General features: G+C 62.9%; 21 protein-coding genes. 12 read left to right on the forward strand and 9 right to left on the reverse strand.

Annotated elements, in window-relative coordinates; all coding sequences use genetic code 11:
* Window positions 1–38 precede the first annotated feature (38 nt).
* From rng to mreB, 5 genes are all read right to left on the reverse strand, one after another.
* Window positions 39–1,496 carry a ribonuclease G gene (gene rng, locus JOE27_RS11900; protein WP_012316090.1) on the reverse strand — a complete coding sequence of 486 codons (1,458 nt, stop codon included), beginning with the start codon at window positions 1,494–1,496 and terminating at the stop codon, window positions 39–41.
* A 54-nt stretch (window positions 1,497–1,550) separates the two neighbouring features.
* Window positions 1,551–2,162 (reverse strand): Maf family protein, encoded by a 612-nt coding sequence (locus JOE27_RS11905; protein WP_204918822.1) that lies wholly within the window; start codon window positions 2,160–2,162, stop codon window positions 1,551–1,553.
* Window positions 2,163–2,195: 33 nt separating this feature from the next.
* Window positions 2,196–2,684 carry a rod shape-determining protein MreD gene (mreD, locus tag JOE27_RS11910; protein WP_012316092.1) on the reverse strand — a complete coding sequence of 163 codons (489 nt, stop codon included), beginning with the start codon at window positions 2,682–2,684 and terminating at the stop codon, window positions 2,196–2,198.
* Window positions 2,684–3,739: a rod shape-determining protein MreC gene (mreC, locus tag JOE27_RS11915; RefSeq protein WP_204920634.1), complete on the reverse strand. Its 1,056-nt coding sequence runs from the start codon at window positions 3,737–3,739 to the stop codon at window positions 2,684–2,686. The genes mreD and mreC overlap by 1 nt, the downstream gene beginning before the upstream one ends.
* A gap of 150 nt (window positions 3,740–3,889) precedes the next feature.
* Window positions 3,890–4,927 (reverse strand): rod shape-determining protein MreB, encoded by a 1,038-nt coding sequence (gene mreB, locus JOE27_RS11920; RefSeq protein WP_003255163.1) that lies wholly within the window; start codon window positions 4,925–4,927, stop codon window positions 3,890–3,892.
* 204 nt (window positions 4,928–5,131) lie between these two features.
* Here mreB and gatC point away from each other — a divergent pair, with 204 nt between their 5' ends.
* The 5 genes from gatC to JOE27_RS11945 all read left to right on the forward strand — a co-directional run bounded on the left by gatC (window position 5,132) and on the right by JOE27_RS11945 (window position 9,987).
* The gene (gene gatC / locus JOE27_RS11925; protein ID WP_012316094.1) at window positions 5,132–5,419 is read left to right on the forward strand and encodes an Asp-tRNA(Asn)/Glu-tRNA(Gln) amidotransferase subunit GatC; all 288 of its coding nucleotides are present in this window, start codon (window positions 5,132–5,134) and stop codon (window positions 5,417–5,419) included.
* Window positions 5,420–5,434: 15 nt separating this feature from the next.
* A complete protein-coding gene (gene gatA, locus JOE27_RS11930) occupies window positions 5,435–6,886 on the forward strand; it encodes an Asp-tRNA(Asn)/Glu-tRNA(Gln) amidotransferase subunit GatA (protein ID WP_115273939.1) in 1,452 nt (483 codons plus the stop codon).
* 11 nt (window positions 6,887–6,897) lie between these two features.
* Window positions 6,898–8,343, forward strand: coding sequence for an Asp-tRNA(Asn)/Glu-tRNA(Gln) amidotransferase subunit GatB (gatB, locus tag JOE27_RS11935; RefSeq protein WP_039603446.1), 1,446 nt, complete (start codon window positions 6,898–6,900; stop codon window positions 8,341–8,343).
* Window positions 8,344–8,508: 165 nt separating this feature from the next.
* Window positions 8,509–8,883: a septal ring lytic transglycosylase RlpA family protein gene (locus JOE27_RS11940; RefSeq protein ID WP_115275495.1), complete on the forward strand. Its 375-nt coding sequence runs from the start codon at window positions 8,509–8,511 to the stop codon at window positions 8,881–8,883.
* Window positions 8,884–8,943: 60 nt separating this feature from the next.
* Window positions 8,944–9,987: a calcium/sodium antiporter gene (locus JOE27_RS11945; protein ID WP_046784454.1), complete on the forward strand. Its 1,044-nt coding sequence runs from the start codon at window positions 8,944–8,946 to the stop codon at window positions 9,985–9,987.
* 75 nt (window positions 9,988–10,062) lie between these two features.
* Here the strand turns inward: JOE27_RS11945 and JOE27_RS11950 are convergent, their stop codons facing one another.
* The 4 genes from JOE27_RS11950 to JOE27_RS11965 form a co-directional block, all read right to left on the reverse strand.
* The gene (locus JOE27_RS11950) at window positions 10,063–11,418 is read right to left on the reverse strand and encodes an amino acid permease (RefSeq protein ID WP_046784455.1); all 1,356 of its coding nucleotides are present in this window, start codon (window positions 11,416–11,418) and stop codon (window positions 10,063–10,065) included.
* Between the two features lie 54 nt (window positions 11,419–11,472).
* Window positions 11,473–12,414 (reverse strand): AEC family transporter, encoded by a 942-nt coding sequence (locus JOE27_RS11955; protein ID WP_046784456.1) that lies wholly within the window; start codon window positions 12,412–12,414, stop codon window positions 11,473–11,475.
* Between the two features lie 206 nt (window positions 12,415–12,620).
* Complete coding sequence (locus tag JOE27_RS11960; protein WP_039604181.1) at window positions 12,621–13,181, reverse strand: response regulator transcription factor; 561 nt, start codon at window positions 13,179–13,181, stop codon at window positions 12,621–12,623.
* Window positions 13,181–14,437, reverse strand: coding sequence for an ATP-binding protein (locus tag JOE27_RS11965; protein WP_046784457.1), 1,257 nt, complete (start codon window positions 14,435–14,437; stop codon window positions 13,181–13,183). The genes JOE27_RS11960 and JOE27_RS11965 overlap by 1 nt, the downstream gene beginning before the upstream one ends.
* 202 nt (window positions 14,438–14,639) lie before the next feature.
* On the opposite strand from JOE27_RS11965, the gene JOE27_RS11970 reads away from it, so the two are divergent.
* The 7 genes from JOE27_RS11970 (at window position 14,640) to JOE27_RS12000 (ending at window position 24,324) form a co-directional block, all read left to right on the forward strand.
* Window positions 14,640–15,356 (forward strand): SIMPL domain-containing protein, encoded by a 717-nt coding sequence (locus JOE27_RS11970; protein ID WP_204918824.1) that lies wholly within the window; start codon window positions 14,640–14,642, stop codon window positions 15,354–15,356.
* Between the two features lie 309 nt (window positions 15,357–15,665).
* Window positions 15,666–17,291, forward strand: a complete 1,626-nt coding sequence (locus tag JOE27_RS11975) for an ABC transporter substrate-binding protein (RefSeq protein ID WP_046784459.1) — start codon at window positions 15,666–15,668, stop codon at window positions 17,289–17,291.
* Between the two features lie 136 nt (window positions 17,292–17,427).
* Entirely contained in the window at window positions 17,428–19,020 is a 1,593-nt protein-coding gene (locus JOE27_RS11980; protein ID WP_119687733.1) for an ABC transporter substrate-binding protein, read from the forward strand.
* A 231-nt stretch (window positions 19,021–19,251) separates the two neighbouring features.
* Window positions 19,252–20,631: an OprD family porin gene (locus JOE27_RS11985; protein ID WP_046784461.1), complete on the forward strand. Its 1,380-nt coding sequence runs from the start codon at window positions 19,252–19,254 to the stop codon at window positions 20,629–20,631.
* Window positions 20,632–20,704: 73 nt separating this feature from the next.
* The gene (locus tag JOE27_RS11990; RefSeq protein WP_204918826.1) at window positions 20,705–22,300 is read left to right on the forward strand and encodes an ABC transporter substrate-binding protein; all 1,596 of its coding nucleotides are present in this window, start codon (window positions 20,705–20,707) and stop codon (window positions 22,298–22,300) included.
* Window positions 22,301–22,376: 76 nt separating this feature from the next.
* Window positions 22,377–23,387, forward strand: coding sequence for an ABC transporter permease subunit (locus JOE27_RS11995; protein WP_012316108.1), 1,011 nt, complete (start codon window positions 22,377–22,379; stop codon window positions 23,385–23,387).
* 10 nt (window positions 23,388–23,397) lie between these two features.
* Window positions 23,398–24,324 (forward strand): ABC transporter permease subunit, encoded by a 927-nt coding sequence (locus JOE27_RS12000; RefSeq protein ID WP_115273935.1) that lies wholly within the window; start codon window positions 23,398–23,400, stop codon window positions 24,322–24,324.
* Window positions 24,325–24,331: the final 7 nt, after the last annotated feature.

Raw genomic sequence — 24,331 nt, forward strand, 5'->3', positions numbered from 1 at the left:
TGCCAGCCCGAGCACCTTGGGCTGGGTATCAGAAAGCCTCAGAGCAGCACCACATCGTACTGCTCCTGCGAGTACATCGACTCGACCTGGAAGCGAATGGTTCGACCGATGAACGTTTCCAGCTCGGCCACGTTGCCGGACTCTTCATCGAGCAGGCGGTCGACCACCTTCTGGTTGGCCAGCACCCGATAGCCTTCTGCCTGATAGGCGCGGGCTTCACGAAGGATCTCGCGGAAAATTTCGTAACAGATAGTTTCCGGGGTTTTCAGCTTGCCACGCCCCTGGCAGGCGGTGCACGGTTCGCACAGTACCTGCTCCAGGCTCTCACGCGTGCGCTTGCGGGTCATCTGTACCAGGCCCAGCTCGGTGATGCCGATGATGTTGGTCTTGGCATGGTCACGTTCGAGCTGTTTCTCCAGCGTACGCAGCACCTGGCGTTGATGGTCCTCATCCTCCATGTCGATGAAGTCGATGATGATGATCCCGCCAATGTTGCGCAGGCGCAGCTGCCGGGCGATTGCCGTGGCCGCTTCAAGGTTGGTCTTGAAAATGGTCTCTTCGAGGTTGCGGTGGCCGACGAAGGCGCCGGTGTTGACATCGATGGTAGTCATTGCCTCGGCGGGGTCGACCACCAGATAGCCGCCGGACTTGAGCGGCACCTTGCGATCCAGTGCGCGCTGGATTTCGTCCTCGACGCCGTACAGGTCGAAGATCGGCCGCTCACCCGGGTAGTGCTCCAGGCGGTCGGCGATCTCCGGCATCAGTTCGGCAACGAACTGCGTGGTTTTCTGGAAGGTTTCCCGTGAGTCGATGCGAATCTTCTCGATCTTGGGGTTGACCAGGTCACGCAGTGTGCGCAAGGCCAGGCCAAGATCCTCGTAGATGACCGTCGGCGCGCCGCAGGTCTGGATCTGGCTGCCAATCTGCTCCCACAGGCGGCGCAGGTAGCGGATGTCCTGCAGGATCTCTTCGGCCCGTGCGCCCTCGGCAGCAGTGCGCAGGATGAAACCGCCGGCGTTCTTGATGTCTTCGCTGTCCATGCAGTCACTGACCACCTGCTTGAGGCGATCACGTTCGGCTTCGTCTTCGATCTTCAGGGAAATGCCGACATGGCTGCTGCGCGGCATGTACACCAGGTAACGCGACGGTATGGACAGCTGGGTGGTCAGCCGTGCGCCCTTGCTACCGATGGGGTCCTTGGTCACCTGCACCACCAGGGCCTGGCCCTCGTGTACCAGTGCGGTGATGGTCTCCACGGCAGAACCTTCGCGCTGGGAAATCTCCGAGGCATGAATGAACGCGGCGCGCTCCAGGCCGATATCGACGAACGCCGCCTGCATGCCTGGCAGCACCCGCACCACTTTGCCCTTGTAGATATTGCCGACGATGCCGCGACGCTGGGTGCGCTCGACGTGCACTTCCTGCAGCACCCCGTTTTCCACCACCGCCACACGCGACTCCATCGGGGTGATGTTGATCAGGATCTCTTCACTCATGGCAGGCTCTCGTCAAAGGTCTTCGGTAATCATGGATCGCGGGCGCCGGGCTGGCTACTGCTGCTTTGTTACCTCAGGAGAAAGCGCCGGCACCTGCCAGCAGGCGATACCGAATTGGGCGAGCAGCTCGGCCGTCTCGCTCAGGGGCAGGCCGACTACCGCCGAATAGCTGCCCTGAAGGCCGGTCACGAATACCGCCCCCAAGCCCTGGATGGCATAACCGCCGGCTTTATCCACTGGCTCGCCACTGGCCCAATAGCGCTGTGCTTCTTGCGGGTCGATGGCGCGAAAACGTACGTTGCTGGTGACGCAGACACTCAGGCAGCACTGGCCATCGCTCAGCGCCACCGCCGTCAACACCTGATGTTCGCGCCCAGCCATGTCTGCCAGCATGGCCAAGGCATCTTCACGGTTTTCCGGTTTGCCGAGAATACGACCATCGAGCACCACCGCAGTGTCTGCGCCGAGCACCACGGCCGGGCCGGCAAGACTGGCAAGGCCAGCCTCGGCCTTGCTCCGGGCCAGGCGTTCGACATACGCCACGGCGCTTTCGTCTGGCAGCGGGGTTTCATCGATGGGGGCGCTGGTGACGGTGAACGGCACGCCGATCTGGGCCAGCAATTCACGACGACGGGGCGAGCCGGAGGCCAGGTAAAGTGGTTTCATGCAGACATCTCCCTGTCGGTGGCGGCGGCGCCGTCAGTTGATATGCAAACGCCGGCGCAGATCACGCAGGGCGAAGCTGATCCACGGCCAGAGCAAGGCGCTGATGACCGCCGACCAGACCAGCGCCAGCGTCGGCAAACGGTTGCCGGTGAGCGCACTGAGCCACAACTGGATCAGCTGGGCGATACCGAAGATCACCAGGATTACCAGGCTCTGCTGCCACATCGGGAACATGCGCAGACGCTGCTGCAGCGACAGCACCAGGAAGGTGATCAGGGTCAGGACCAGGGCATTCTGCCCGAGCAGCGTGCCGTACAGCACGTCCTCGGCCAGGCCCAGCACGAACGCAGTGGTCATGCCGACCTTGTTCGGGACCATGAGCGTCCAGAACGACACCAGCATCGCCAGCCACATGGGCCGGAACACCTCGAGAAACGGTGGCATGGGCGAGACGCTGAGTAGCAGGCCAATGGCGAAGGTCAGCCAGATGACCCACCCGTGGTTACGGCGCGTTTTGGCCATCATTGCCTCCGAGGCTGGGCGGGTGCCGCAGGCGCTGCGGCAGGGCTGGCGGGTGCCGGGGCCGGGGCCGCTGTGGCAGGTACCGCCGGCGTGGCCGGGGCCGGCGCTGCCGCTGCAGGCGTGCCGGGGGCAGCCTGTTCGCCATTGGCGCCAGGCTGGGCAGGGTTCGCTGCGCCCTTGCGGTCCGCCTCTTCCTGGGCGAGCGCCGCGTCGGTGGCACGCTGCTCCGGAGAACGCCGGTCGCTGAACACCAGCAGCATGTAGCGGCTGCGGTTGAGTGCGGCGGTAGGAATGGCGCGAACGATGGCGAACGGCTGGCCGGAGTCATGGATCACTTCGTTGACCGTGGCCACCGGGTAGCCGGCCGGGAAGCGCTGGCCCATGCCGGAGCTCACCAGCAAGTCGCCTTCCTTGATGTCAGCCGTGTCGGCAACATGACGCAGCTCCAGACGCTCCGGGTTGCCAGTACCGCTGGCAATCGCGCGCAGGCCGTTACGGTTGACCTGTACCGGGATGCTGTGGGTGGTGTCGGTCAGCAGCAACACTCGTGCGGTGTAGGGCATCAGCTCGACCACCTGGCCCATCAGGCCGCGGGCATCGAGCACCGGCTGGCCAAGGAACACACCGTCGCGCTCGCCTTTGTTGATCAGGATACGGTGGGTGAACGGGTTGGGGTCGACGCCGATCAGCTCAGCCACCTCGACCTTCTCGTTGACCAGTGCAGAGGAGTTGAGCAACTCGCGCAGGCGCACGTTCTGCTCGGTCAGGGCCGCCAGCTTCTGCAGGCGCCCCTGCAGCAGCAGGGCTTCGGTCTTGAGTTTCTCGTTTTCCGCGATCAGTTCGTTACGGCTGCCGAACTGGCCCGCAACACCTTGCCACATCCGCTGAGGCAAGTCGGTGATCCAGTACGATTCCATCAGTACCAGGCCCATCTGGCTGCGCACGGGCTTGAGCAGGTCAAAGCGCGCATCGACCACCATCAGCGCGACCGAAAGCACCACCAGTACGAGCAGGCGCACGCCCAGCGAAGGGCCCTTGGAGAAAAGCGGTTTAATGGGCCGTTCCTCGTGGACGACTCAGGAAGTCATTGGACATGGGACAACGCACCAGCCTGGTTGCGGGTTGACGGAAGCGGCGCCCCAACGGACGCCAGCCCAACGCATACAGGTAGCACTGCGCGTGCCACCTGTAAACCGGGCGCTCGATCACTCGCTGGAGAGCAGGTCCATCGCGTGCTTGTCCATCATCTCCAGGGCGCGACCGCCGCCACGGGCCACGCAGGTCAGCGGGTCCTCGGCAACGATCACCGGCAAGCCGGTTTCCTGGGCCAGCAGCTTGTCGAGGTCGCGCAGCAGCGCGCCACCACCGGTCAGCACCAGGCCACGCTCGGCGATGTCGGAGGCCAGCTCCGGCGGAGACTGCTCCAGGGCGCTCTTGACGGCCTGAACGATGGTCGCCAGCGACTCCTGCAGGGCTTCGAGCACTTCGTTGGAGTTCAGGGTGAAGGCACGTGGCACGCCTTCGGCCAGGTTGCGGCCGCGCACGTCGACTTCACGCACTTCGCCGCCCGGGTAGGCGGTACCGATTTCCTGCTTGATGCGTTCGGCAGTGGATTCGCCGATCAGGCTGCCGTAGTTGCGGCGCACATAGGTGACGATGGCCTCGTCGAAGCGGTCGCCGCCAACGCGGACAGACTCGGCGTAGACCACGCCATTGAGCGAGATCAGGGCGATTTCAGTGGTACCACCACCGATATCGACGACCATCGAGCCACGGGCTTCTTCGACCGGCAGGCCCGCACCGATGGCAGCGGCCATTGGCTCTTCGATCAGGAACACTTCACGGGCACCGGCACCCAGAGCCGATTCGCGAATGGCGCGGCGCTCTACCTGGGTCGATTTGCACGGCACGCAGATCAGCACGCGAGGGCTGGGCTGCAGGAAGCTGTTCTCGTGAACCTTGTTGATGAAGTACTGCAACATTTTTTCACAAACGCTGAAGTCGGCGATGACGCCGTCCTTCATCGGACGAATGGCAGCAATGTTGCCGGGCGTACGGCCCAGCATGCGTTTGGCTTCGGTACCGACGGCGACGACGCTTTTCTGGTTGCCGTGGGTACGGATGGCAACTACCGAGGGCTCATTCAGGACGATACCGCGCTCACGCACGTAGATAAGGGTGTTGGCAGTACCCAGGTCGATGGAGAGATCGCTGGAAAACATGCCACGCAGTTTCTTGAACATGGGAAAGTGACCCTGGGGAAAGCGTGGGTAAAAAAGTGCGGCAAACTCTAACAATGGCAGGGATTTTGGGCAAGGAGCCAATATGTTAAATTGGTCGTTTTTCCGAGCACGCCAGCAGATGATCGCGGCCGTATGACCGCCAGAATGCCGACATGTTCCTCATCACGGACCTTATTCCGTTCTTTGTTTCCCCTGGAGATACCCATGGCGCTTGAACGCTGCGACGTGGAAAAGATCGCCCATCTGGCCCGCCTGGGCCTGAATGAAGGCGAACTGCCACGCATTACCGATGCACTGAACAGCATTCTCGGGCTGGTCGACCAGATGCAAGCGGTCGACACCACCGGCATCGAGCCCCTGGCCCACCCCCTGGAGGCCAGCCAGCGCCTGCGTCCCGACCAGGTCACCGAAAGCAACCAGCGCGATGCCTACCAAGCCATCGCACCAAAGACCGAAAGCGGTCTGTACCTGGTTCCCAAAGTCATCGAGTAAGGGATAGTGCCTGCCATGCATCAATTGACCCTGGCCGAGATCGCCCGCGGGCTCGCCGACAAGTCGTTTTCCTCCGAAGAGCTGACCGGCGCCCTGCTGGCGCGCATCCAGCAGCTCGACCCGCAACTCAACAGCTTCATCAGCGTCACCGAGGAGCTGGCCCTGGGCCAGGCCCGTGCCGCCGACGCCCGTCGCGCCGCCGGTGAGACCGGCGCACTGCTGGGCGCCCCTATCGCCCACAAGGACCTGTTCTGCACCAACGGCGTACGCACCAGCTGCGGCTCGAAGATGCTCGACAACTTCAAGGCGCCGTATGACGCCACCGTGGTCGCCAAGCTGGCCGAGGCCGGCATGGTCACCCTGGGCAAGACCAACATGGACGAATTCGCCATGGGGTCTGCCAACGAATCCAGCCACTATGGCGCGGTGAAAAACCCCTGGAACCTCGAGCACGTGCCAGGCGGCTCGTCCGGCGGCTCCGCTGCGGCCGTGGCTGCCCGCCTGCTGCCGGCGACCACCGGCACCGATACCGGCGGCTCGATCCGACAGCCGGCAGCACTGACCAACCTCACAGGCCTAAAACCGACGTACGGTCGCGTTTCGCGCTGGGGCATGATCGCCTATGCCTCCAGCCTCGACCAGGGTGGCCCGCTTGCCCGCACCGCCGAAGACTGCGCGCTGCTGCTGCAAGGCATGGCCGGTTTCGACGCCAAGGACTCCACCAGCATTGACGAGCCGGTGCCGGACTACAGCGCCAACCTGAATGCCTCGCTGCAAGGCCTGCGCATCGGCCTGCCGAAAGAGTACTTCGGCGCCGGCCTCGACCCGCGCATCGCCGAACTGGTCCAGGCCAGCGTCAAGGAGCTGGAAAAGCTCGGCGCAGTGGTCAAGGAAATCAGCCTGCCGAACATGCAGCACGCAATCCCTGCGTATTACGTGATCGCGCCGGCCGAAGCCTCTTCCAACCTGTCGCGATTCGACGGCGTGCGCTTCGGCTACCGCTGCGACGCACCCAAAGACCTGACCGACCTGTACAAGCGCTCCCGTGGCGAAGGCTTCGGTGCCGAAGTCCAGCGCCGCATCATGGTCGGTACCTACGCCCTGTCGGCTGGCTACTACGACGCCTACTACGTCAAGGCGCAGCAGATCCGCCGCCTGATCAAGAACGACTTCATGGCCGCCTTCGAAGGCGTCGACCTGATCCTTGGCCCGACCACGCCCAACCCGGCCTGGAAGCTGGGCGCCAAGAGCAGCGACCCGGTCGCGGCATACCTTGAAGACGTCTACACCATCACCGCCAACCTGGCGGGCCTGCCGGGCCTGTCGATGCCAGCCGGCTTCGTCGATGGCCTGCCGGTCGGCGTGCAGCTGCTGGCTCCGTACTTCCAGGAAGGCCGCCTGCTCAATGTCGCGCACCGCTACCAGCAGGTCACCGACTGGCACACCCGCGCCCCCAACGGCTTCTGAGGAATTCACACATGCAATGGGAAGTTGTGATCGGGCTGGAAATCCATACCCAGCTGGCCACCCAGTCGAAGATCTTTTCCGGCAGCGCCACCACCTTCGGCTCCGAGCCGAACACCCAGGCGAGCCTGGTTGACCTTGGCATGCCCGGCGTACTGCCGGTGCTGAACCAGGAAGCCGTGCGCATGGCCTGCATGTTCGGCCTGGCGATCGATGCCCAGATCGGCAAGCGCAACGTGTTCGCGCGCAAGAACTACTTCTACCCCGACCTGCCCAAGGGCTATCAGATCAGCCAGATGGACTTGCCGATCGTCGGCAAGGGCCACCTGGACATCGCCCTGGAAGACGGCACCATCAAGCGCATCGGCGTAACCCGCGCGCACCTGGAAGAAGACGCCGGCAAGAGCCTGCACGAAGACTTCAGCGGCTCCACCGGTATCGACCTGAACCGTGCCGGCACCCCGCTGCTGGAAATCGTCTCCGAACCGGACATGCGCAGCGCCAAGGAGGCCGTGGCCTACGTCAAGGCGATCCACGCGCTGGTGCGGTACCTGGGCATCTGCGACGGCAACATGGCTGAAGGCTCGCTGCGCTGCGACTGCAACGTCTCGATCCGGCCCAAAGGCCAGGCCGAGTTCGGCACCCGCTGCGAGATCAAGAACGTCAACTCGTTCCGCTTCATCGAGCGCGCGATCAACAGCGAAATCCAGCGCCAGATCGACCTGATCGAAGATGGCGGCAAGGTGGTTCAGGAAACCCGCCTGTACGACCCGAACAAGGACGAGACCCGATCCATGCGCAGCAAGGAGGAAGCCAACGACTACCGTTACTTCCCCGACCCGGACCTGCTGCCGGTGGTGATCGAGGACAGTTTCCTCGAAACCATCCGTGCCGGTTTGCCGGAGCTGCCACCGCAGAAGGTCGAGCGCTTCCAGAGCCAGTATGGCCTGTCGGCCTACGACGCCAACGTGCTGGCCTCCAGCCGTGAACAGGCGGACTACTTCGAGCAGGTGGTGAAGATTGGCGGCGACGCCAAACTGGCAGCCAACTGGGTCATGGTCGAACTGGGCAGCCTGCTGAACAAGCTGGGTATCGAGATCGACCAGGCACCGGTCAGTGCCGAGCAGCTCGGTGGCATGCTGCTGCGTATCCGCGACAACACCATCAGCGGCAAGATCGCTAAGACCGTGTTCGAGGCCATGGCCGCCGGTGAAGGCGATGCCGACAGCATCATCGAGAGCAAAGGCCTGAAACAGGTCACCGATACCGGCGCGATCGACAAGATGCTCGATGAAGTGCTTGCTGCCAACGCCGAGCAGGTCGAACAGTACCGCGCCGCCGATGAAGCCAAGCGCGGCAAGATGTTCGGCTTCTTCGTCGGCCAGGCGATGAAAGCCTCCAAGGGCAAGGCCAACCCGGGGCAAGTGAACCAATTGCTCAAGGCCAAGCTCGAAGGGTGAGCTTTGTAGGAGCGGCCTCGTGTCGCGAAAGGGCTGCAAAGCAGCCCCAAAGGCTTATGCAGTGACCTGGCCATGGGGCCGCGCTGCGGCCCTTTCGCGACACAAGGCGGCTCCTACAGCCACCGCGCCGCCAAGCGCGCCCAATGGCAGCACCGGAGCATCACCTTGCTAAAAAGATCCATCGCCACCCTGGCCCTGTTTTCCCTGTTGGCCGGCTGCGCCAGCCACGACATCGACCCCCGTGGTTACAACCAGACCGGCACCGCCTCCTATTACGGCGCCCGCCACCACGGCAAACGCACCGCCAGCGGCGAAGCCTTCAACCAGCACGGCCTGACCGCAGCGCATCGCAGCCTGCCCTTCGGCACCCGGGTACTGGTCACCAACCTCGCCAACCAACGCAGCGTGGTGGTCCGCATCAATGACCGCGGCCCGCACACACGCGGCCGGCTGATCGACCTGTCGCGCGCTGCAGCAGAAAAAATCGGCATGATCCGTAGCGGAACGGCGCGCGTGCGGGTACAAGGTCTAAGCGACTGACGCAACGGAGTTCCAACCATTTTCGACCTGGCCACCCTCCCCACCTTCAGCCTCCTGCAACTGGGCATAGCCTTGCTGTTGCTGGTGGCCGGCGCCGAACTGCTGGTGCGTGCCGCCCTTCGCCTGGCACAGCGTGTACACGTACGGCCGCTGATCATTGGCCTGAGCCTGGTGGCATTCGGCAGTACGGCGCCACAGCTGACCGTCAGCCTGCAGGCCGCCTATCAGGGCGCGCCCGATGTGGCCGTGGGCAGCGTGATCGGCAGTAACATCTTCAATGTTCTGGTGATCCTTGGCCTGGCTGCATTGATCATCCCGCTACGCGTGTCCCGCCAACTGGTGCGCTTGGACATTCCACTGATGATCCTCGCCAGCGCACTGGTCTATGCGCTGGCCGCCAACGGCCATCTGGGGCGCGTGGAAGGGCTGGTGCTGCTATCAGGCCTCGTGGGGTATCTGGTCATGCTCTGGCACCAGTCGCGCCACTATGCCCGCACTTACCCTGCACCGCGTGCGCTGGCCAGCAGCGCCGGGCGCTTCTGGACCGGCACACTGCTGCAAGTGGCGTTCGGCTTCGGCCTGCTCAGCCTGGCCGGCCACTTGCTGCTGGAAGCGGCGGTCGAAGTCGCGACCGACCTGGGCTTGTCTGAACGCATCATCGGCTTGACCGTTGTCGCGGTGTGCACGTCACTGCCCGAACTGGCTGCGGCGCTGATTGCCGCCCTGCGAGGGGAACGGGAGATCGCCGTGGGCACGGTGATCGGCAGCAACCTGTTCAATCTGCTGGCGGTGCTAGGCCTGACCGCACTGACTACACCCGAGCCGCTGACCATATCGCCAAACGCACTGGGCTTCGACCTTCCGGTAATGCTCGGCGTCGCGGCGCTGAGCCTGCCAGTGTTCTACTCCGGGTACCGGATTACCCGGGCCGAAGGGCTGGTATTACTTGGCCTTTACCTGGTCTACGGGCTGCACGTGGTGGCGTTCACCATCGGCATGCCGCTGGCCGGCCGCCTGGAACGGCTGATGCTCTTCTACGTTCTGCCAGTGCTCGGCCTGGTGCTTTTGTACACCACTGTGAGGGCCTGGCGGCGGCAGCACTAACGGCGGGAAGGTGGTGTCGCGACGAAGTGCATGGCTTGGGTGGCGCGCCGCACCACTCAAGACATGCACCCTGACTCAAGCCTGCCGGGCTTTCTTCAACCGGAACGCTACCCAAAGCAGCGCAATCCACCCGGGTATCAGCATCACCGAAATACGAATCGGCGGGGTCAGGTACATCACCACCAGAATCAGCACGATAAATGCCAGGCACAGGTAGTTGGTGAACGGGTGCCCCCAGCTCTGGTAGAACGGCTGGATACCTGCCGCCAGCTTGGCCTTGCGGAACTTCAGGTGGGTAATGCTGATGCTCGCCCAGTTGATCACCAGCGCCGACACCGCCAGCGCCATCAGCAGGCCGAATGCATCACCCGGCATCAGGTAGTTGATCACCACGCACATGCCCGTAGCGAAAGCCGACACGCCCAACGCAGTCAGTGGCACACCGCTGCGGCTGACCTTGAGCAGCTGGCGTGGTGCGTCGCCCTGGCTGGCCAGGCCGAACAACATACGGCTGTTGGCGTACACGCAACTGTTGTAGACCGACAGCGCAGCTGTCAGCACCACGATATTGAGGATGGTCGCCACCAGGTCGCTGTCCAGTTCGTGGAAGATCATCACGAACGGGCTGCCACCCTGCACGACCTTCTGCCACGGGTACAGCGACAACAGCACCGCCAGCGCGCCGATGTAGAAAATCAGGATACGGTAAACCACCTGGTTGGTTGCCTTGGGAATGCTCTGGCGCGGGTTGTCCGCTTCGGCGGCCGTGATGCCCACCAGCTCCAGGCCACCAAAGGAGAACATGATCACCGCCAGCGCCATCACCAGCCCGGTGACGCCATTGGGGAAAAACCCGCCGTATTGCCACAGGTTGGCCACACTGGCGTCCGGGCCGCCGTGGCCACTGCTCAGCAGCCACGCGCCGAAACCGATCATGCTGACGATGGCCACCACCTTGACCAGGGCGAACCAGAACTCCATCTCGCCATAGACCTTGACCTGGGTCAGGTTGATCAGGTTGATCACCACGAAGAAGATCGCCGCCGTGGCCCAGGTGGGAAACTCCGGCCACCAGTACTGCACATAGATGCCAACGGCGGTGAGCTCGGCCATACCCACGAGCACATACACCACCCAGTAGTTCCAGCCCGAGACGAAGCCTGCGAACTCACTCCAGTATTGGTGTGCGAAGTGGCTGAAACTGCCGGCTACCGGCTCTTCGACCACCATTTCGCCCAACTGGCGCATGATGAAGAAAGCCATCAGGCCAGCGATGGCATAGCCCAGCAAAACGGAGGGGCCCGCCAGCTGGATGGTCTGGGCGATACCCAGGAACAACCCGGTACCGATGGCACCGCCCAGCGCGATCAGCTGGATATGGCGATTCTTCAGCCCGCGCTGCAACCGCTCGGGCGTGCTCTGGTCTTGCATGAAGTGTCCTTAAGCTCAGTGAGGCAGTGTTTTTTGAGGTATGCAGTCAAGGATCTAGATCCATCCGCCCCACTGCAAGATGAAAATACCAATATTGGTGGTGATCGCCGCCATTAGCGTAGTGATCACGATGATCGATGCCGCCAGTTCGTGATTGCCGTTGGCTGCCCGTGCCATGACGTAACTGGCCGCCGCAGTGGGGCTGCCAATGTACAGGAACAGAATGCCCAGCTCGGCCCCGCGAAAACCGCAGAGCCAGGCACCGAGCGTGCCGAACAGCGGCAACCAGAGCATCTTCACCAGGCTGGCATCGATGGCCAACTTGCCGCTGTCGCGCAGGGCGTTGAGCGACAGGGTGCCACCGATACAGATCAGCGCCAGCGGCAGGGTCATCTGCGCGAGGTAGTCGCCCGAGGTGAGCAACCAGTTGGGCAGGGGTACCTGCCCGTAGGCCATGGGCGTGGCCAGTAGCACGCTGATGATCAGCGGGTTGCTGAAAATGCTCTTGCAGATGCTCCACGGGTCGGACTTCAGGTCCGGGCTGTATACCGCCAGCACTACGGCTGAAAGCGAGTTGTACAGGAGGATCACCAGGCCTGCGAGCACTGCCCCCAGCGAGATACCGTAGTCCCCGTAAAGGCTGGCGGCCAGGGCCAGGCCGATCACGCCGTTGTTGCCGCGAAACGCACCCTGGGTGTAGATGCCGCGGTCGGCCAGCGGGCTGCGCCAGATTGCCAGGCCCCAGGCCACGGCGAAGCCGACCAGCGTGGCAGCGACGAAATAGAGGATGACACCCGGTTTGATCGCCGTTGCCAGGTCGGCATGGTAGATGCCGAGGAACAACAGCGCAGGCATGCAGACGTTGAACACCAGTTGCGAGGCAACCCGGTTGAAATTGTCGTCGATCAGGTGAATGCGTTTGAGCAGCACGCCCAGGAACAGCATGGCGAAGACGGGCGCCGTGATGTTCAGCGTCTGGATAAGAAGGGCGAGCATGCGCTAGCGATCCTGAAGGGTTGCCGTTAGGGGGCTAATGATACGCCAACGCGTCAGGAGTTGCGGGGATCAGCCGCAATATAAAGAAATTTCTGTTAGGCCCTATCGCCGGCAAGCCGGCTCCCACTGGTCCCCATCAAGCCTGAATACTGTGGAGCACCTGTGGGCCGGCTTGCCGGCGATAGGGCCGGTACTGCCAGGATAAGTTAGCGCCGCACAGGCCGTTTCTGCAGCTTGCGCTGCAACGTGCGCCGGTGCATGCCCAGCGCCCGCGCGGTAGCGGAGATATTGCCCTCGTGCTCGCTGAGCACGCGCTGGATGTGCTCCCACTGCAAGCGGTCCACCGACATGGGGTTTTCCGGCACCAACGTATCCAGGTCCGTATGCTCCGAAAGCAGTGCCGCCAGCACATCGTCGGCATCGGCCGGTTTGCACAGGTAGTTGCACGCCCCGCGCTTGACCGCCTCGACCGCCGTGGCAATGCTCGAGTAGCCGGTGAGGATCACCACGCGCATTTCCGGGTCCAGCTCCAGCAGCTTGGGCAGCAGCACCAGGCCGGAGTCGCCCTCCATTTTCAAGTCCAGCGTGGCGTAGTCCGGCAGATCATTCTGCGCCAGGACCAGACCTTCCTCGGCGGAGCTTGCAGTGCTCACGCGGAAACCGCGACGGCTCATGGCACGGGCCATGACCCGCGTGAAGGTGGCATCGTCATCCACCAGCAGCAGGTGCGGCAGCTCTTCGCTTTCGACCTGGTTTTCTTCGCTCATCATTCATCTCCTCGCTTGCCATGGGGCAGGCGCAGTTCGGTCAGGGTGCCACCCTGCTCATGACTATAGAGTTTCACCGAACCGCCCGCACGGGTCACGCTGGCTTTGCTCAAGAACAGGCCCAGGCCGAAGCCTTTGCCTTTGGTGGTAATGAAGGGTTTGCCGATTGCTTCGGCAATGGCCGGCGGCACGCCGGGGCCATGGTCGCGGATGCTGATGACGATGTCCTGGGCGTCCCAGTCCAGGCGTACCTCCAGGTCGTCAGGGCACGCATCGGCGGCATTGTTCAACAAGTTCAGCAGCGCCTGGGTCAGGTCCGGTGGCGGGGTCAGGCGGGGCACCTGGCCGTCGCGCAGACGCTGGAAGCGGTAGCTGGCTTCCGGACGCATCAGGTGCCAACGGTTCAGCGCCTCATCGAGCCACTCGGTCACGTCCTGCTCCACCATCGCCAGGCGGCGATTGGCTTCAGCGGCACGCACCAGTTGCTGCAGGGTTTCCTTGCACAGCTTGACCTGGTCCTGAAGGATCTGCAGGTCCTCCTGCAACAGCGGGTCGGCGTGGTCCTGGCGCATTTCGTTGAGCAGCACGCTCATGGTCGCCAGCGGCGTGCCCAGCTCATGGGCGGCACCGGCGGCCTGGGTGGCCACGGCCAACAATTGTTCGTCGCGCAGGCTTTCTTCGCGCCGTTCGGAGCGCAGTTTTTCCTGACGGCGCAGCTCTTCGGCCATGCGCGCGGCGAAGAAGGTGATCACCGCAGCCGCCAGCGCGATGCTCAACCACATGCCGTAGACCTGCATCTTGTCCCGCGCCATCGGCAGGCCTTCAAGCGGGTAGAACTGGACCAGCAACAGGCTGTAGGCGGTCAGGGCGATACCCGACAGGATCAGCGAGTAGAGCCAGGGCAAGGTCACGGCGGCAATGGCCAGCGGCACCAGGTAATAGGAAACGAAGGGGTTGGTCGAGCCGCCCGAGTAATAAAGCAGCGCGCTGTGGATCAGCAGGTCGCAGGCCAGTTGCAGCGCGTATTCCAGTTCGGTGACCGGCAGCGACAGGCGCAAGCGCAACGCGGTGAAGGCGCACAGCAGGGACGACAGAGCCAGGGTCGCGGCCAGGGAAAACCACGGCAGCGGCAGCAGTTCGGTCCAGTAGGCAACGCCCACCGAGCCTGCCTGAGCGGCCAGGACCAGAACGCGAATGACAGTCAGGCGCCAGAGGTTCTGGCGGGTAGCGGACAGCGGTTGTGCGGCGGCGAGCATGAGCTCTCCTGATGAGTGCTCCAGGACAATCGGCTGGAGTATACCGAAGGCGCGCGCCCAGCTGCAGCGATGCGGCAAAGCGCCACAGTTTGTCACAGCTTCATGATGGCACTTTTGAACCCACTACACTGATCCCGGTCTGATGGGCCATGCGTGGGATGGATGGCCAGAACCCACGCCTTTCATTGCCAAGGAGTATCACATGCCTAACCCTCGTCGCGGCGCTGCCCTGATCCTGACCTGCGGCCTGCTCGCCAGCCTGCCGGCGCTGGCGGCTGATGAGCCGCGCTACAACCAGATATCGCTGCGTGCAGAAGTCAGCAAGGAAGTGCCCCGCGACCTGATGGTCGTGACCCTTTATAGCGAAGCGCAGAACACCGACCCGGGCAAGCTTGCCAAACAGATCACCGAAACCATGAACAAGGCCGTGCAGCAGGCCCGCCAGGTCAAGGACGTGAAAATCAGCCAGGGCAGCCGCAACAGCTACCCGGTCTACGACAGCAAGGGGCAGAAGATCACCGGCTGGCGCGAGCGTGCCGAAGTGCGCCTGGAAAGCGCCGACTTCCCGGCCCTCTCTCAGCTCAGTGCCGACCTGCTGCAAGACCTGAAGATGGGCGGCATGGATTTCTCCATCGCCCCGGCCACGCGCAAGGCCAGCGAAGACGCCTTGCTCAAGGATGCGGTCAATGCCTTCAAGGCCCGCGCGCAACTGGCCACCGAAGCCCTGGGTGGCAAGGGCTATAAAGTGGTCAGCCTGAACCTCAACAGCAGCGGCTACCCACGCCCCTATCTGCGCAGCGCGCCAATGGCCATGAAAGCCATGGGTGCCGACGAAGCAGCACCGGCGCCGGATATCGAGGCGGGTACCAGCGAAGTCAGCATGAACGCAGACGGCCTGATCGAAGTGCAGATGCCTTGATCAACGCAGGCGATACAAGGGGCGCATTGCGCCCCAGCAGCACAAATAGAGACATTTCCTACGCACTCAAATAGTGCTTCCTACAAATTCCCTCCCGCGAAACATCCCGCAAAAAGCCATCATTTTGCCCTCGCAAACGTTCAACTCCCTCGAAATTTATACATATGCGACATCCATGTACGCCCGTACTACTTTTCTGACGCCAACTATCCTTCGCAGTGTTGCATTGGGAACACACCCTGCATAAGTATCCGCAGGTCGGCTCACGAGGCCACCTCGAATCAGAAAAATGACAACAATGAGGCCACCATGCTCAAACACGCAGTCATTCCGTTCCTGCTCGGCGCAGGCTTGCTGACCGGCGCTCCGCTTGCCCACGCCGCGTCCAACCTGGTGTTCTGCTCCGAAGGCAGCCCCGCCGGCTTCGACCCGGGGCAATACACCACCGGAACCGACTTCGACGCCTCGGCCGAGACCGTGTTCAACCGCCTGACCCAGTTCGAACGTGGCGGCACCGCCGTTATCCCCGGCCTGGCGACCAAATGGGAGGTGTCCGACGACGGCAAGACCTACACCTTCCACCTGCGCGAAGGGGTCAAGTTCCACACCACCGATTACTTCAAGCCAAGCCGCGAATTCAACGCAGACGACGTGCTGTTCACCTTCAACCGCATGCTCGACAAGAATCACCCGTTCCGTAAGGCCTACCCCACTGAGTTCCCCTACTTCACCGACATGGGCATGGACAACAACATCGCCAAGGTGGAGAAGCTCGACGAGCACACCGTCAGGTTCACCCTCAACCAGGTGGACGCCGCGTTCATCCAGAACCTGGCGATGAGCTTTGCCTCCGTGCAGTCGGCCGAGTACGCCGACCAGTTGCTCAAAGAAGGCAAGGCTGCAGACATCAACCAGAAACCGATCGGCACCGGCCCGTTCGTGTTCAGCAAGTACCAGAAGGACGCCCAGATCCGCTTCAAGGGCAACAAGGATTACTGGAAACCCGAGGACGTGAAGATCGACAACCTGATCTTCGCCATCACCACCGACGCCTCGGTGCGCATGCAGAAGCTGAAGAAGAACGAGTGCCAGGTGACCTTGTTCCCGCGCCCTGCCGATATCGAGCCGCTCAAGGCCAACGACAAGCTGCAGATGCCGCACCAGGCCGGTTTCAACCTGGGCTACATCGCCTACAACGTGATGGACAAGCTCAAGGGCAGTGACCAACCCAACCCGTTGGCTCAACTGAAGGTGCGCCAGGCACTGGACATGGCCGTCGACAAGCAGAAGATCATCGAATCGGTCTACCAGGGCGCCGGCCAGCTCGCCGTCAATGCCATGCCGCCGACCCAGTGGTCCTACGACGAAAGCATCAAGGATGTGCCGTACGACCCGGAAAAGGCCAAGCAACTGCTCAAGGAAGCCGGGATCAAGGAAGGCACCGAAATCACCCTGTGGGCCATGCCGGTGCAACGCCCGTACAACCCCAACGCCAAGCTGATGGCCGAGATGCTGCAGGCTGACTGGGGCAAGGTCGGCATCAAGGCGAAAATCGTCAGTTACGAGTGGGGCGAGTACATCAAACGTTCCAAAGGCGGCGAACAAGGCGCCATGCTGATCGGCTGGAGCGGCGACAACGGTGACCCGGACAACTGGCTAGGCACCCTGTATGGCTGTGATGCCATCGAGGGCAACAACTTCTCCAAGTGGTGCTACAAGCCCTACGACGACCTGATCAAGCAGGCCAAGGCCACTTCCGACCAGGCCAAGCGCACCGAGCTGTATAAACAGGCGCAGCATATCCTCAAAGATCAGGTACCGATCACGCCAATCGCCCACTCCACGGTCTACCAGCCGATGAGTGCCAAGGTGAAGGGCTTCAAGATCAGCCCGTTCGCACTGAACTCCTTCTACGGCGTCAGTGTGGAGAAATAGCGCCGGGCACACGCACCACCCTCGCCCACTTCCACCCTTCGAACTCCCCCCGGCGCTACCCGCGCCGGGGTTGGGGCCCCTGTTGCCGCATTTCGTATCCCGAAGCGGCAAAAACAGACGGAAAAAAGGATTTGCCATGCGCCACACCACACTGTTTTCCACGCTGCTCGCCGTGGGCCTGCTGAGCCAGGCATCAGCCCCTCAGGCCAGTAGCCTGGTGTTCTGCTCCGAGGGTAGCCCGGCCGGGTTCGACACAGCCCAATACACCAGTGCCACCGACAACGATGCGGCAGAACCGATCTACAACCGCCTGGTGGAATTTCAACGCGGCGGTACGGCAGTGCATCCCGCCCTGGCAACGAAGTGGGAAGTATCCGACGATGGCCTGCGCTACACCTTCCACCTGCGCGAGGGGGTGAAATTCCACGCCAACAAGGCATTCACCCCCAGCCGCGACTTCAACGCCGATGACGTGCTGTTCACCTTCAACCGCATGCTCGACCGCGAGCACCCGTTCCGCCAGGCCTACCCCACCGAGTTCCCCTACTTCGTCAGCATGGGCCTGGACAAGAACATCGCCGGTATCGAAAAGACCGGCCCGATGACCGTGGTGTTCACCCTGAACAAGGTCGATGCCGCCTTCGTGCAAAACCTGGCGATGAGCTTCGCTTCGGTGCTTTCGGCTGAATATGCCGAGCATCTGATGGCGAGCGGGCGCCCCAGCGACATCAACCAGCAGCCTATCGGTACCGGCCCGTTCGTGTTCCAGCGCTACCAGAAAGATTCGCAGATCCGCTTCAAAGGCAACAAGGACTACTGGGCACCGGACGAGGTGAAACTCGACAACCTGGTATTTTCGATCAACACCGACCCCTCGGTGCGCATCCAGAAGCTGCGCCGCGGCGAATGCCAGGTCACCCTGCACCCACGCCCGGCCGACCTGCCAGCCCTCAAGCAGGACAGCAAGCTGCAGGTGCTGCAACAACCAGGCTTCAACCTCGGCTATATCGCTTACAACACCCAGCACCCGCCGTTCGACCGCCTGGAGGTACGCCAGGCCATGGACATGGCAGTGAACAAGCAGGCGATCCTGCAGGCGGTGTATCAGGACTCGGGGCAACGCGCAGTCAACGCCATGCCACCAACCCAATGGTCCTATGACGACAGCTTAAAGGACGCACCCTACGACCCTGAGCAGGCCCGCCAGCTGCTCAAGCAGGCCGGGGTCAAGGAAGGCACCGAAGTCACCCTGTGGGCCATGCCCGTGCAGCGCCCGTACAACCCCAACGCCAAGCTCATGGCCGAGATGCTTCAGGCCGACTGGAGCAAGCTGGGCTTGAAAGTGCGCATCGTCAGTTATGAATGGGGCGAATACCTCAAGCGCATGAAAAGCGGCGAGCACGACATCGCCCTGATCGGCTGGACCGGTGACAACGGCGACCCGGATAACTGGCTGGGCACCCTCTACAGCTGCGATGCCATCGGCAGCAACAACTACTCGCAGTGGTGCGACCGGCAGTACGACAGCCTGGTCAAGCAAGCCAAGCAGGTAACCGACCGCGAGCAGCGCACAGTGCTGTACCAGCAGGCCCAGCAACGCCTCAAACAGCAGGTGCCGATCACGCCGGTGGCGCACTCCACGGTGAACCAGCCGCTCAGCGTCAAGGTGGCCGGCTTCAAGGTGAGCCCCTTTGGCCGCAACGACTTTTCCGGAGTGAGCGTTGATTGAGCGTTAGCCGGTAGCGGCCCTCTCGCCGGCAAGCCGGCTCCTACAAAAATGGCACAAGCCTGGGGATCTTTATTGATTCCTGTGGGCGCCGGCTTGCCGGCGAAAGGGCCAGCACTGGCCACACACCTCCCCCTGATTGGCCCGGCAACCCCGGGCAACCCTGGCAACACCGCAACAACCCGGCCCACAAGGCCAGGCAATAACTAAAAGAACAGAAAGGGAGCTTTCATCTTGAGACTATTCACGTTCACCACACTGGCGTTATCCATCGCCACCTTCGCCGCCATGGCCCAGGCCGACACCCAAAGCCAGGACTACGTCCCGTTCAGCCTCAAAGGCACCAGCGAGCAGGATGAGGCCAAAGGTTTCATCGACGGCCAGAGCCTGTCCGGCAGCACCCGCAACTGGTACGCCCGCGAACGCGCCACCCGCGCGCCGTTGTTCAAGTACTACAAAAGCGACGGCACACGCCACGACAGCCACAGCCGCGACAACTGGCTGCAGGGCACCATCCTCAACTACAGCTCAGGCTTCACCCAGGGCACCGTGGGTTTTGCCGTGGAGGCAGCCGGCTACAACGCCATCGCTCTGGAGCAAGGCCGCGCCGCAGTCGCCGGGCCGAACAACCGTACCCTGACCCATAGCGATGGCGACCCCATCGGCCAGTGGAGCAAGATGGGCCTGGCCAACCTCAAGGCACGGGTGTCCAACACCACCCTCACCGTCGGCCGCCAGTCCGTGGACACGCCGATGATCGCTTACATCGGCAACCGCGCCCTGCCCTCCAGCTTCCAGGGCGCGTTCCTGCACAGTGCAGAGTTCGACAACCTGTCATTCGACCTGGGCACCTTCGACCGTGTCTCGCCGCGCACCGAACAGAGCCTGAGCAAGTTTCGCAGCGAGTATGGCGCCGCGGGCGTGGAAACCGACCGTGCCAGTACCGCCGGGGTCAACTACCAGCCGCTCAAGAGCCTGACCACCAGCCTGTACGCCACCAAGGTCGACGACTTCTGGAACCAGTACTACTTCGGCGCCAGCCACGTGCTGGGCGACAGCGCGGTGCTGAGCCTGACCACCGGCCTGAACTACTACAAGACCGTGGACGCAGGCAGCCAGAAGATGGGCGAGATCGACAACGACACCTACAGCCTGTCGTTCGGCCTGACCCACCAGGCCCACACCCTCAGCGCTTCGTGGCAGCAGGTCAACGGTAACGAGTACTTCGACTACCTGCACGAAACCAACGGCATCTACCTGGCCAACTCCCTGCTCTCGGACTTCAACGGCCCGAACGAGAAATCCCTGCAGATTTCCTACGTGCTGAACATGGCGCCGTATGGCGTGCCGGGCCTGAAGTTCAACCTGTACAACGCCCGCGGCTGGGGCATCGACGGCACCCATTACCGCGGTACGGCCTATGACGTGAACGGCCTGGATGGCGAAACCCACTATGAGTGGGGTATCGGCACCAGCTACGCGGTGCAGAGCGGGCCGCTGAAAGACACCAGCATCCGCGCTACCTATACCGCGCATCGCGCCAGCAAGGCACAGGCCGATGGCAGCCTGGATGAGTTCCGCGTGGTGACCACCATTCCGTTCAACATTCTCTGACCGCTTACGCCCAGGTCCGCTTCAGTGCGGGCCCGGGCGGCTACGCTGGAATCATTGCAAGCAAGGAGGACACATGACATCGCTACCGCTACGCGCTGCCCTGGCAGCGGTCATACTCGGCGCCGCCGGCAACCTGGCGGCCAAGCCGCTGGTGGTGTGCACCGAAGCCAGCCCGGAAGGCTTCGACATCGTTCAATACACCACGGCGGTCACCGCCGATGCCTCGGCTGAGACGGTGTTCAACCGCCTGGTCGACTTCAAGCCCGGCACCACCGACATCCAGCCAGCCCTGGCCGAACGCTGGGACATCTCGGCCGATGGCCTGACCTACACCTTTCACCTGCGCCAAGGAGTGAAGTTCCACACCACCGGTTACTTCAAACCGACCCGCGATTTCAATGCCGACGACGTGCTGTGGAGCCTGCGTCGCCAGCTCGACCCTAACCACCCGTGGCACGACAAGACCAGCGTCGGCTACCCGTATTTCGCGAGCATGGCCTTCAAGGACCTGCTCAAATCGGTGGACAAGACCGACGACCACACCGTGGTCATCACCCTGACCCGCCCGCAAGCACCGTTCCTGCGTGACATGGCCATGGGCTTCACCTCGATCTACTCCGCCGAATACGGCGACCAGTTGCTCAAGGCAGGCAAGACCGGCGACCTCAACAGCAAACCGGTGGGCACTGGCGCGTTCATCTTCCAGCGCTACAACAAGGACGCCCAGGTGCGCTTCAAGGCCAACCCGGACTACTTCCGCGGCAAGCCGCCGGCCGACTCGCTGATTTTCGCCATCGCCACCGACAGCAACGTGCGCCTGCAGAAGCTGCGCGCCAACGAATGCCAGGTGGCGCTTTACCCGAAACCGGACGACGTGGCGTCGATCAAGGCTGATCCCAAGCTCAAGGTCGCCGAGATCGAGGCCCTGGTCACCGGCTATATCGCCATGAACACCGAGCACAAATACCTCAGCGATGTGCGCGTGCGCAAAGCCATCAACATGGCCTTCGACCGCCAGACCCACGTCGACCAGCTGTTCGGCAAGGGCAATGCGCTGGTGGGGGTAAACCCCTACCCGCCAACCATGATCGGCTACAACAGTGCCAACCAGAACCCACCCCGTGACCTGGCCAAGGCCCGTGAACTGCTCCAGCAGGCCGGGGTGCCGCAAGGCACGGTCATCACGCTGTTCACCCGCAATGGCGGCGGCGCGACCAACCCCAACCCACGGCTGTCGGCGGAAATGCTCCAGTCCGACCTCGCCAAAATCGGCCTGAAGCTGGACATCCGTGTGATGGAGTGGGCCGAGATGCTGCGCCGGGCGAAAAACGGTGAGGCCGACCTGGTCTCCACCGGCTGGGCCGGCGACAACGGCGACCCGGACAATTTCCTCAGCCCCCTGCTCAGCTGCGATGCGGTCAAAAGTGGTGAGAACTACGCGCGCTGGTGCAACTCGAAGTTTCAGGACCTGATCACCCGCGCCCGTGAGGTGATCGACAACGACGAGCGTGCCAGGCTCTATGCCGAGGCATTGAAGGTGTACGATGACGACCAGCCCTGGATCAGCATGGCGCACCCGAAGATGTTCACTGCCATGCGTGACAACGTGGAGGGTTATGTGATCAACCCTCTGACCAACAACAACTTCGCCACCACCCAGGTGAAGTAGAACAACAACGACCGCCGGCAACCCACACGGGCAACGGCGGCACCGCCGTACAACGGCTGATGAGGTAACCCTGACAATGTTGAGTTTTATTGCCCGGCGCCTGGGCCTGCTGATACCGACGTTTTTCGGCATCACCTTGCTGACCTTCGCGCTCATACGCCTGATCCCCGGCGACCCGGTGGAAGTGATGATGGGCGAGCGCAGGGTCGACCCCGAGATGCACGCCCAGGCCATGGAGCGCCTGGGCCTGAACAAGCCACTGCCGGTCCAGTACCTGGATTACGTGGGCAAGCTCGCGCAGGGTGACCTGGGCGAGTCGCTGCGCACCCGTGAAAGCGTATGGAGCGAGTTCCTCACCCTGTTCCCTGCAACCCTGGAACTGGCCTTTGCTGCGCTGCTGTTCGCCGGCATCGTCGGCTTATTGGCCGGCGTGATCGCTGCGCTCAAGCGTGGCTCGCTGTTCGATCACGGGGTCATGGGCATCTCCCTGGCCGGCTATTCGATGCCGATTTTCTGGTGGGGCCTGATCCTGATCATGTTCTTCTCGGTGAGCCTGGGCTGGACGCCGGTCTCCGGGCGCATCGACCTGCTGTACGACATCGAGCCGAAAACCGGCTTCATGCTCATCGATACCCTGCTCAGTGACGAAGAAGGCGCGTTCAAGGATGCGGTGATGCACCTGATCCTGCCGGCCATCGTGCTCGGCACCATCCCGTTGGCGGTAATCGCCCGCATGACCCGCTCGTCCATGCTCGAAGTGCTGCGCGAAGACTACATTCGCACTGCGCGCGCCAAAGGCCTGTCACCGGCCCGCGTGGTGTTCGTGCACGGCCTGCGCAATGCACTGATCCCGGTGCTGACCGTGTTCGGCCTGCAGGTCGGCACGCTGCTGGCCGGTGCGGTGCTGACCGAAACCATCTTCTCCTGGCCGGGCATCGGCAAATGGCTGATCGAAGCCATCGGCGCCCGTGACTACCCCGTGGTCCAGAACGGCATCCTTTTGATCGCCTGCCTGGTGATCCTGGTCAACTTCGTCGTGGACATCCTCTACGGCCTGGCCAACCCACGCATCCGTCATCAGCGCTGAGGCCTTCGCCATGACTAGCCCTATTCCGAAATCCGTGACGCCGGCCAGCCCGGTGGACCAAAGCCTGCTCTACCCCTCGCCATACAAAGAGTTCTGGCACGCCTTCTCGCGCAACAAGGGCGCGGTGATGGGCCTGGCCTTCATGTGCGTGGTGGTGTTCTGTGCGCTGTTCGCGCCGTGGGTGGCGCCGCATGACCCAAGCGAACAATACCGTGACTTCCTGCTGACCCCGCCGGTATGGCTCGAAGGCGGTACCTGGCAATTCATCCTCGGCACCGACGAACTGGGCCGTGACCTGCTCTCGCGGCTGATCCAGGGCGCCCGGCTGTCGCTGCTGATCGGCCTGTCGTCGGTGGTGATGTCGCTGATCCCGGGCATCCTGCTGGGCCTGCTGGCCGGTTTCTTCCCGCGCTTGCTCGGTCCGTCGATCATGCGCCTGATGGACGTGATGCTGGCCCTGCCGTCGCTGCTGCTGGCCGTGGCGATCGTCGCCATTCTCGGCCCAGGCCTGATCAACACAGTGATCGCCATCGCCATCGTGTCGCTACCGTCCTACGTGCGCCTGACCCGCGCTGCGGTGATGGGTGAACTGAACCGCGACTATGTGACCGCCGCGCGTCTGGCTGGCGCCGGGTTGCCACGGCTGATGTTCGTCACCGTGCTGCCCAACTGCATGGCACCGCTGATCGTGCAGGCCACCTTGAGCTTCTCCTCGGCCATCCTCGACGCCGCTGCGCTGGGCTTCCTGGGCCTGGGTGTACAACCGCCGACCCCGGAGTGGGGCACCATGCTCGCCTCGGCCCGGGACTACATCGAGCGCGCCTGGTGGGTGGTGAGCCTGCCCGGCCTGACCATCCTGCTCAGTGTGCTGGCAATCAACCTGATGGGCGACGGCTTGCGCGATGCGCTGGACCCGAAACTCAAGAACGCCGCCTGAGGAGAGC

Origin of the sequence: Pseudomonas sp. M5, assembly GCF_016907075.1 — a bacterium.
Lineage (GTDB): Bacteria > Pseudomonadota > Gammaproteobacteria > Pseudomonadales > Pseudomonadaceae > Aquipseudomonas > Aquipseudomonas putida_E.

Bases quoted from the DNA above. Each gene is read 5' to 3' on its own strand.
- rng (WP_012316090.1), bottom strand. From the start codon at position 1,496: ATGAGTGAAGAGATCCTGATCAACATCACCCCGATGGAGTCGCGTGTG.
- JOE27_RS11905 (WP_204918822.1), bottom strand. From the start codon at position 2,162: ATGAAACCACTTTACCTGGCCTCCGGCTCGCCCCGTCGTCGTGAATTG.
- mreD (WP_012316092.1), bottom strand. From the start codon at position 2,684: ATGGCCAAAACGCGCCGTAACCACGGGTGGGTCATCTGGCTGACCTTC.
- mreB (WP_003255163.1), bottom strand. From the start codon at position 4,927: ATGTTCAAGAAACTGCGTGGCATGTTTTCCAGCGATCTCTCCATCGAC.
- gatC (WP_012316094.1), top strand. From the start codon at position 5,132: ATGGCGCTTGAACGCTGCGACGTGGAAAAGATCGCCCATCTGGCCCGC.
- gatA (WP_115273939.1), top strand. From the start codon at position 5,435: ATGCATCAATTGACCCTGGCCGAGATCGCCCGCGGGCTCGCCGACAAG.
- gatB (WP_039603446.1), top strand. From the start codon at position 6,898: ATGCAATGGGAAGTTGTGATCGGGCTGGAAATCCATACCCAGCTGGCC.
- JOE27_RS11950 (WP_046784455.1), bottom strand. From the start codon at position 11,418: ATGCAAGACCAGAGCACGCCCGAGCGGTTGCAGCGCGGGCTGAAGAAT.
- JOE27_RS11955 (WP_046784456.1), bottom strand. From the start codon at position 12,414: ATGCTCGCCCTTCTTATCCAGACGCTGAACATCACGGCGCCCGTCTTC.
- JOE27_RS11960 (WP_039604181.1), bottom strand. From the start codon at position 13,181: ATGAGCGAAGAAAACCAGGTCGAAAGCGAAGAGCTGCCGCACCTGCTG.
- JOE27_RS11965 (WP_046784457.1), bottom strand. From the start codon at position 14,437: ATGCTCGCCGCCGCACAACCGCTGTCCGCTACCCGCCAGAACCTCTGG.
- JOE27_RS11970 (WP_204918824.1), top strand. From the start codon at position 14,640: ATGCCTAACCCTCGTCGCGGCGCTGCCCTGATCCTGACCTGCGGCCTG.
- JOE27_RS11975 (WP_046784459.1), top strand. From the start codon at position 15,666: ATGCTCAAACACGCAGTCATTCCGTTCCTGCTCGGCGCAGGCTTGCTG.
- JOE27_RS11980 (WP_119687733.1), top strand. From the start codon at position 17,428: ATGCGCCACACCACACTGTTTTCCACGCTGCTCGCCGTGGGCCTGCTG.
- JOE27_RS11990 (WP_204918826.1), top strand. From the start codon at position 20,705: ATGACATCGCTACCGCTACGCGCTGCCCTGGCAGCGGTCATACTCGGC.
- JOE27_RS11995 (WP_012316108.1), top strand. From the start codon at position 22,377: ATGTTGAGTTTTATTGCCCGGCGCCTGGGCCTGCTGATACCGACGTTT.
- JOE27_RS12000 (WP_115273935.1), top strand. From the start codon at position 23,398: ATGACTAGCCCTATTCCGAAATCCGTGACGCCGGCCAGCCCGGTGGAC.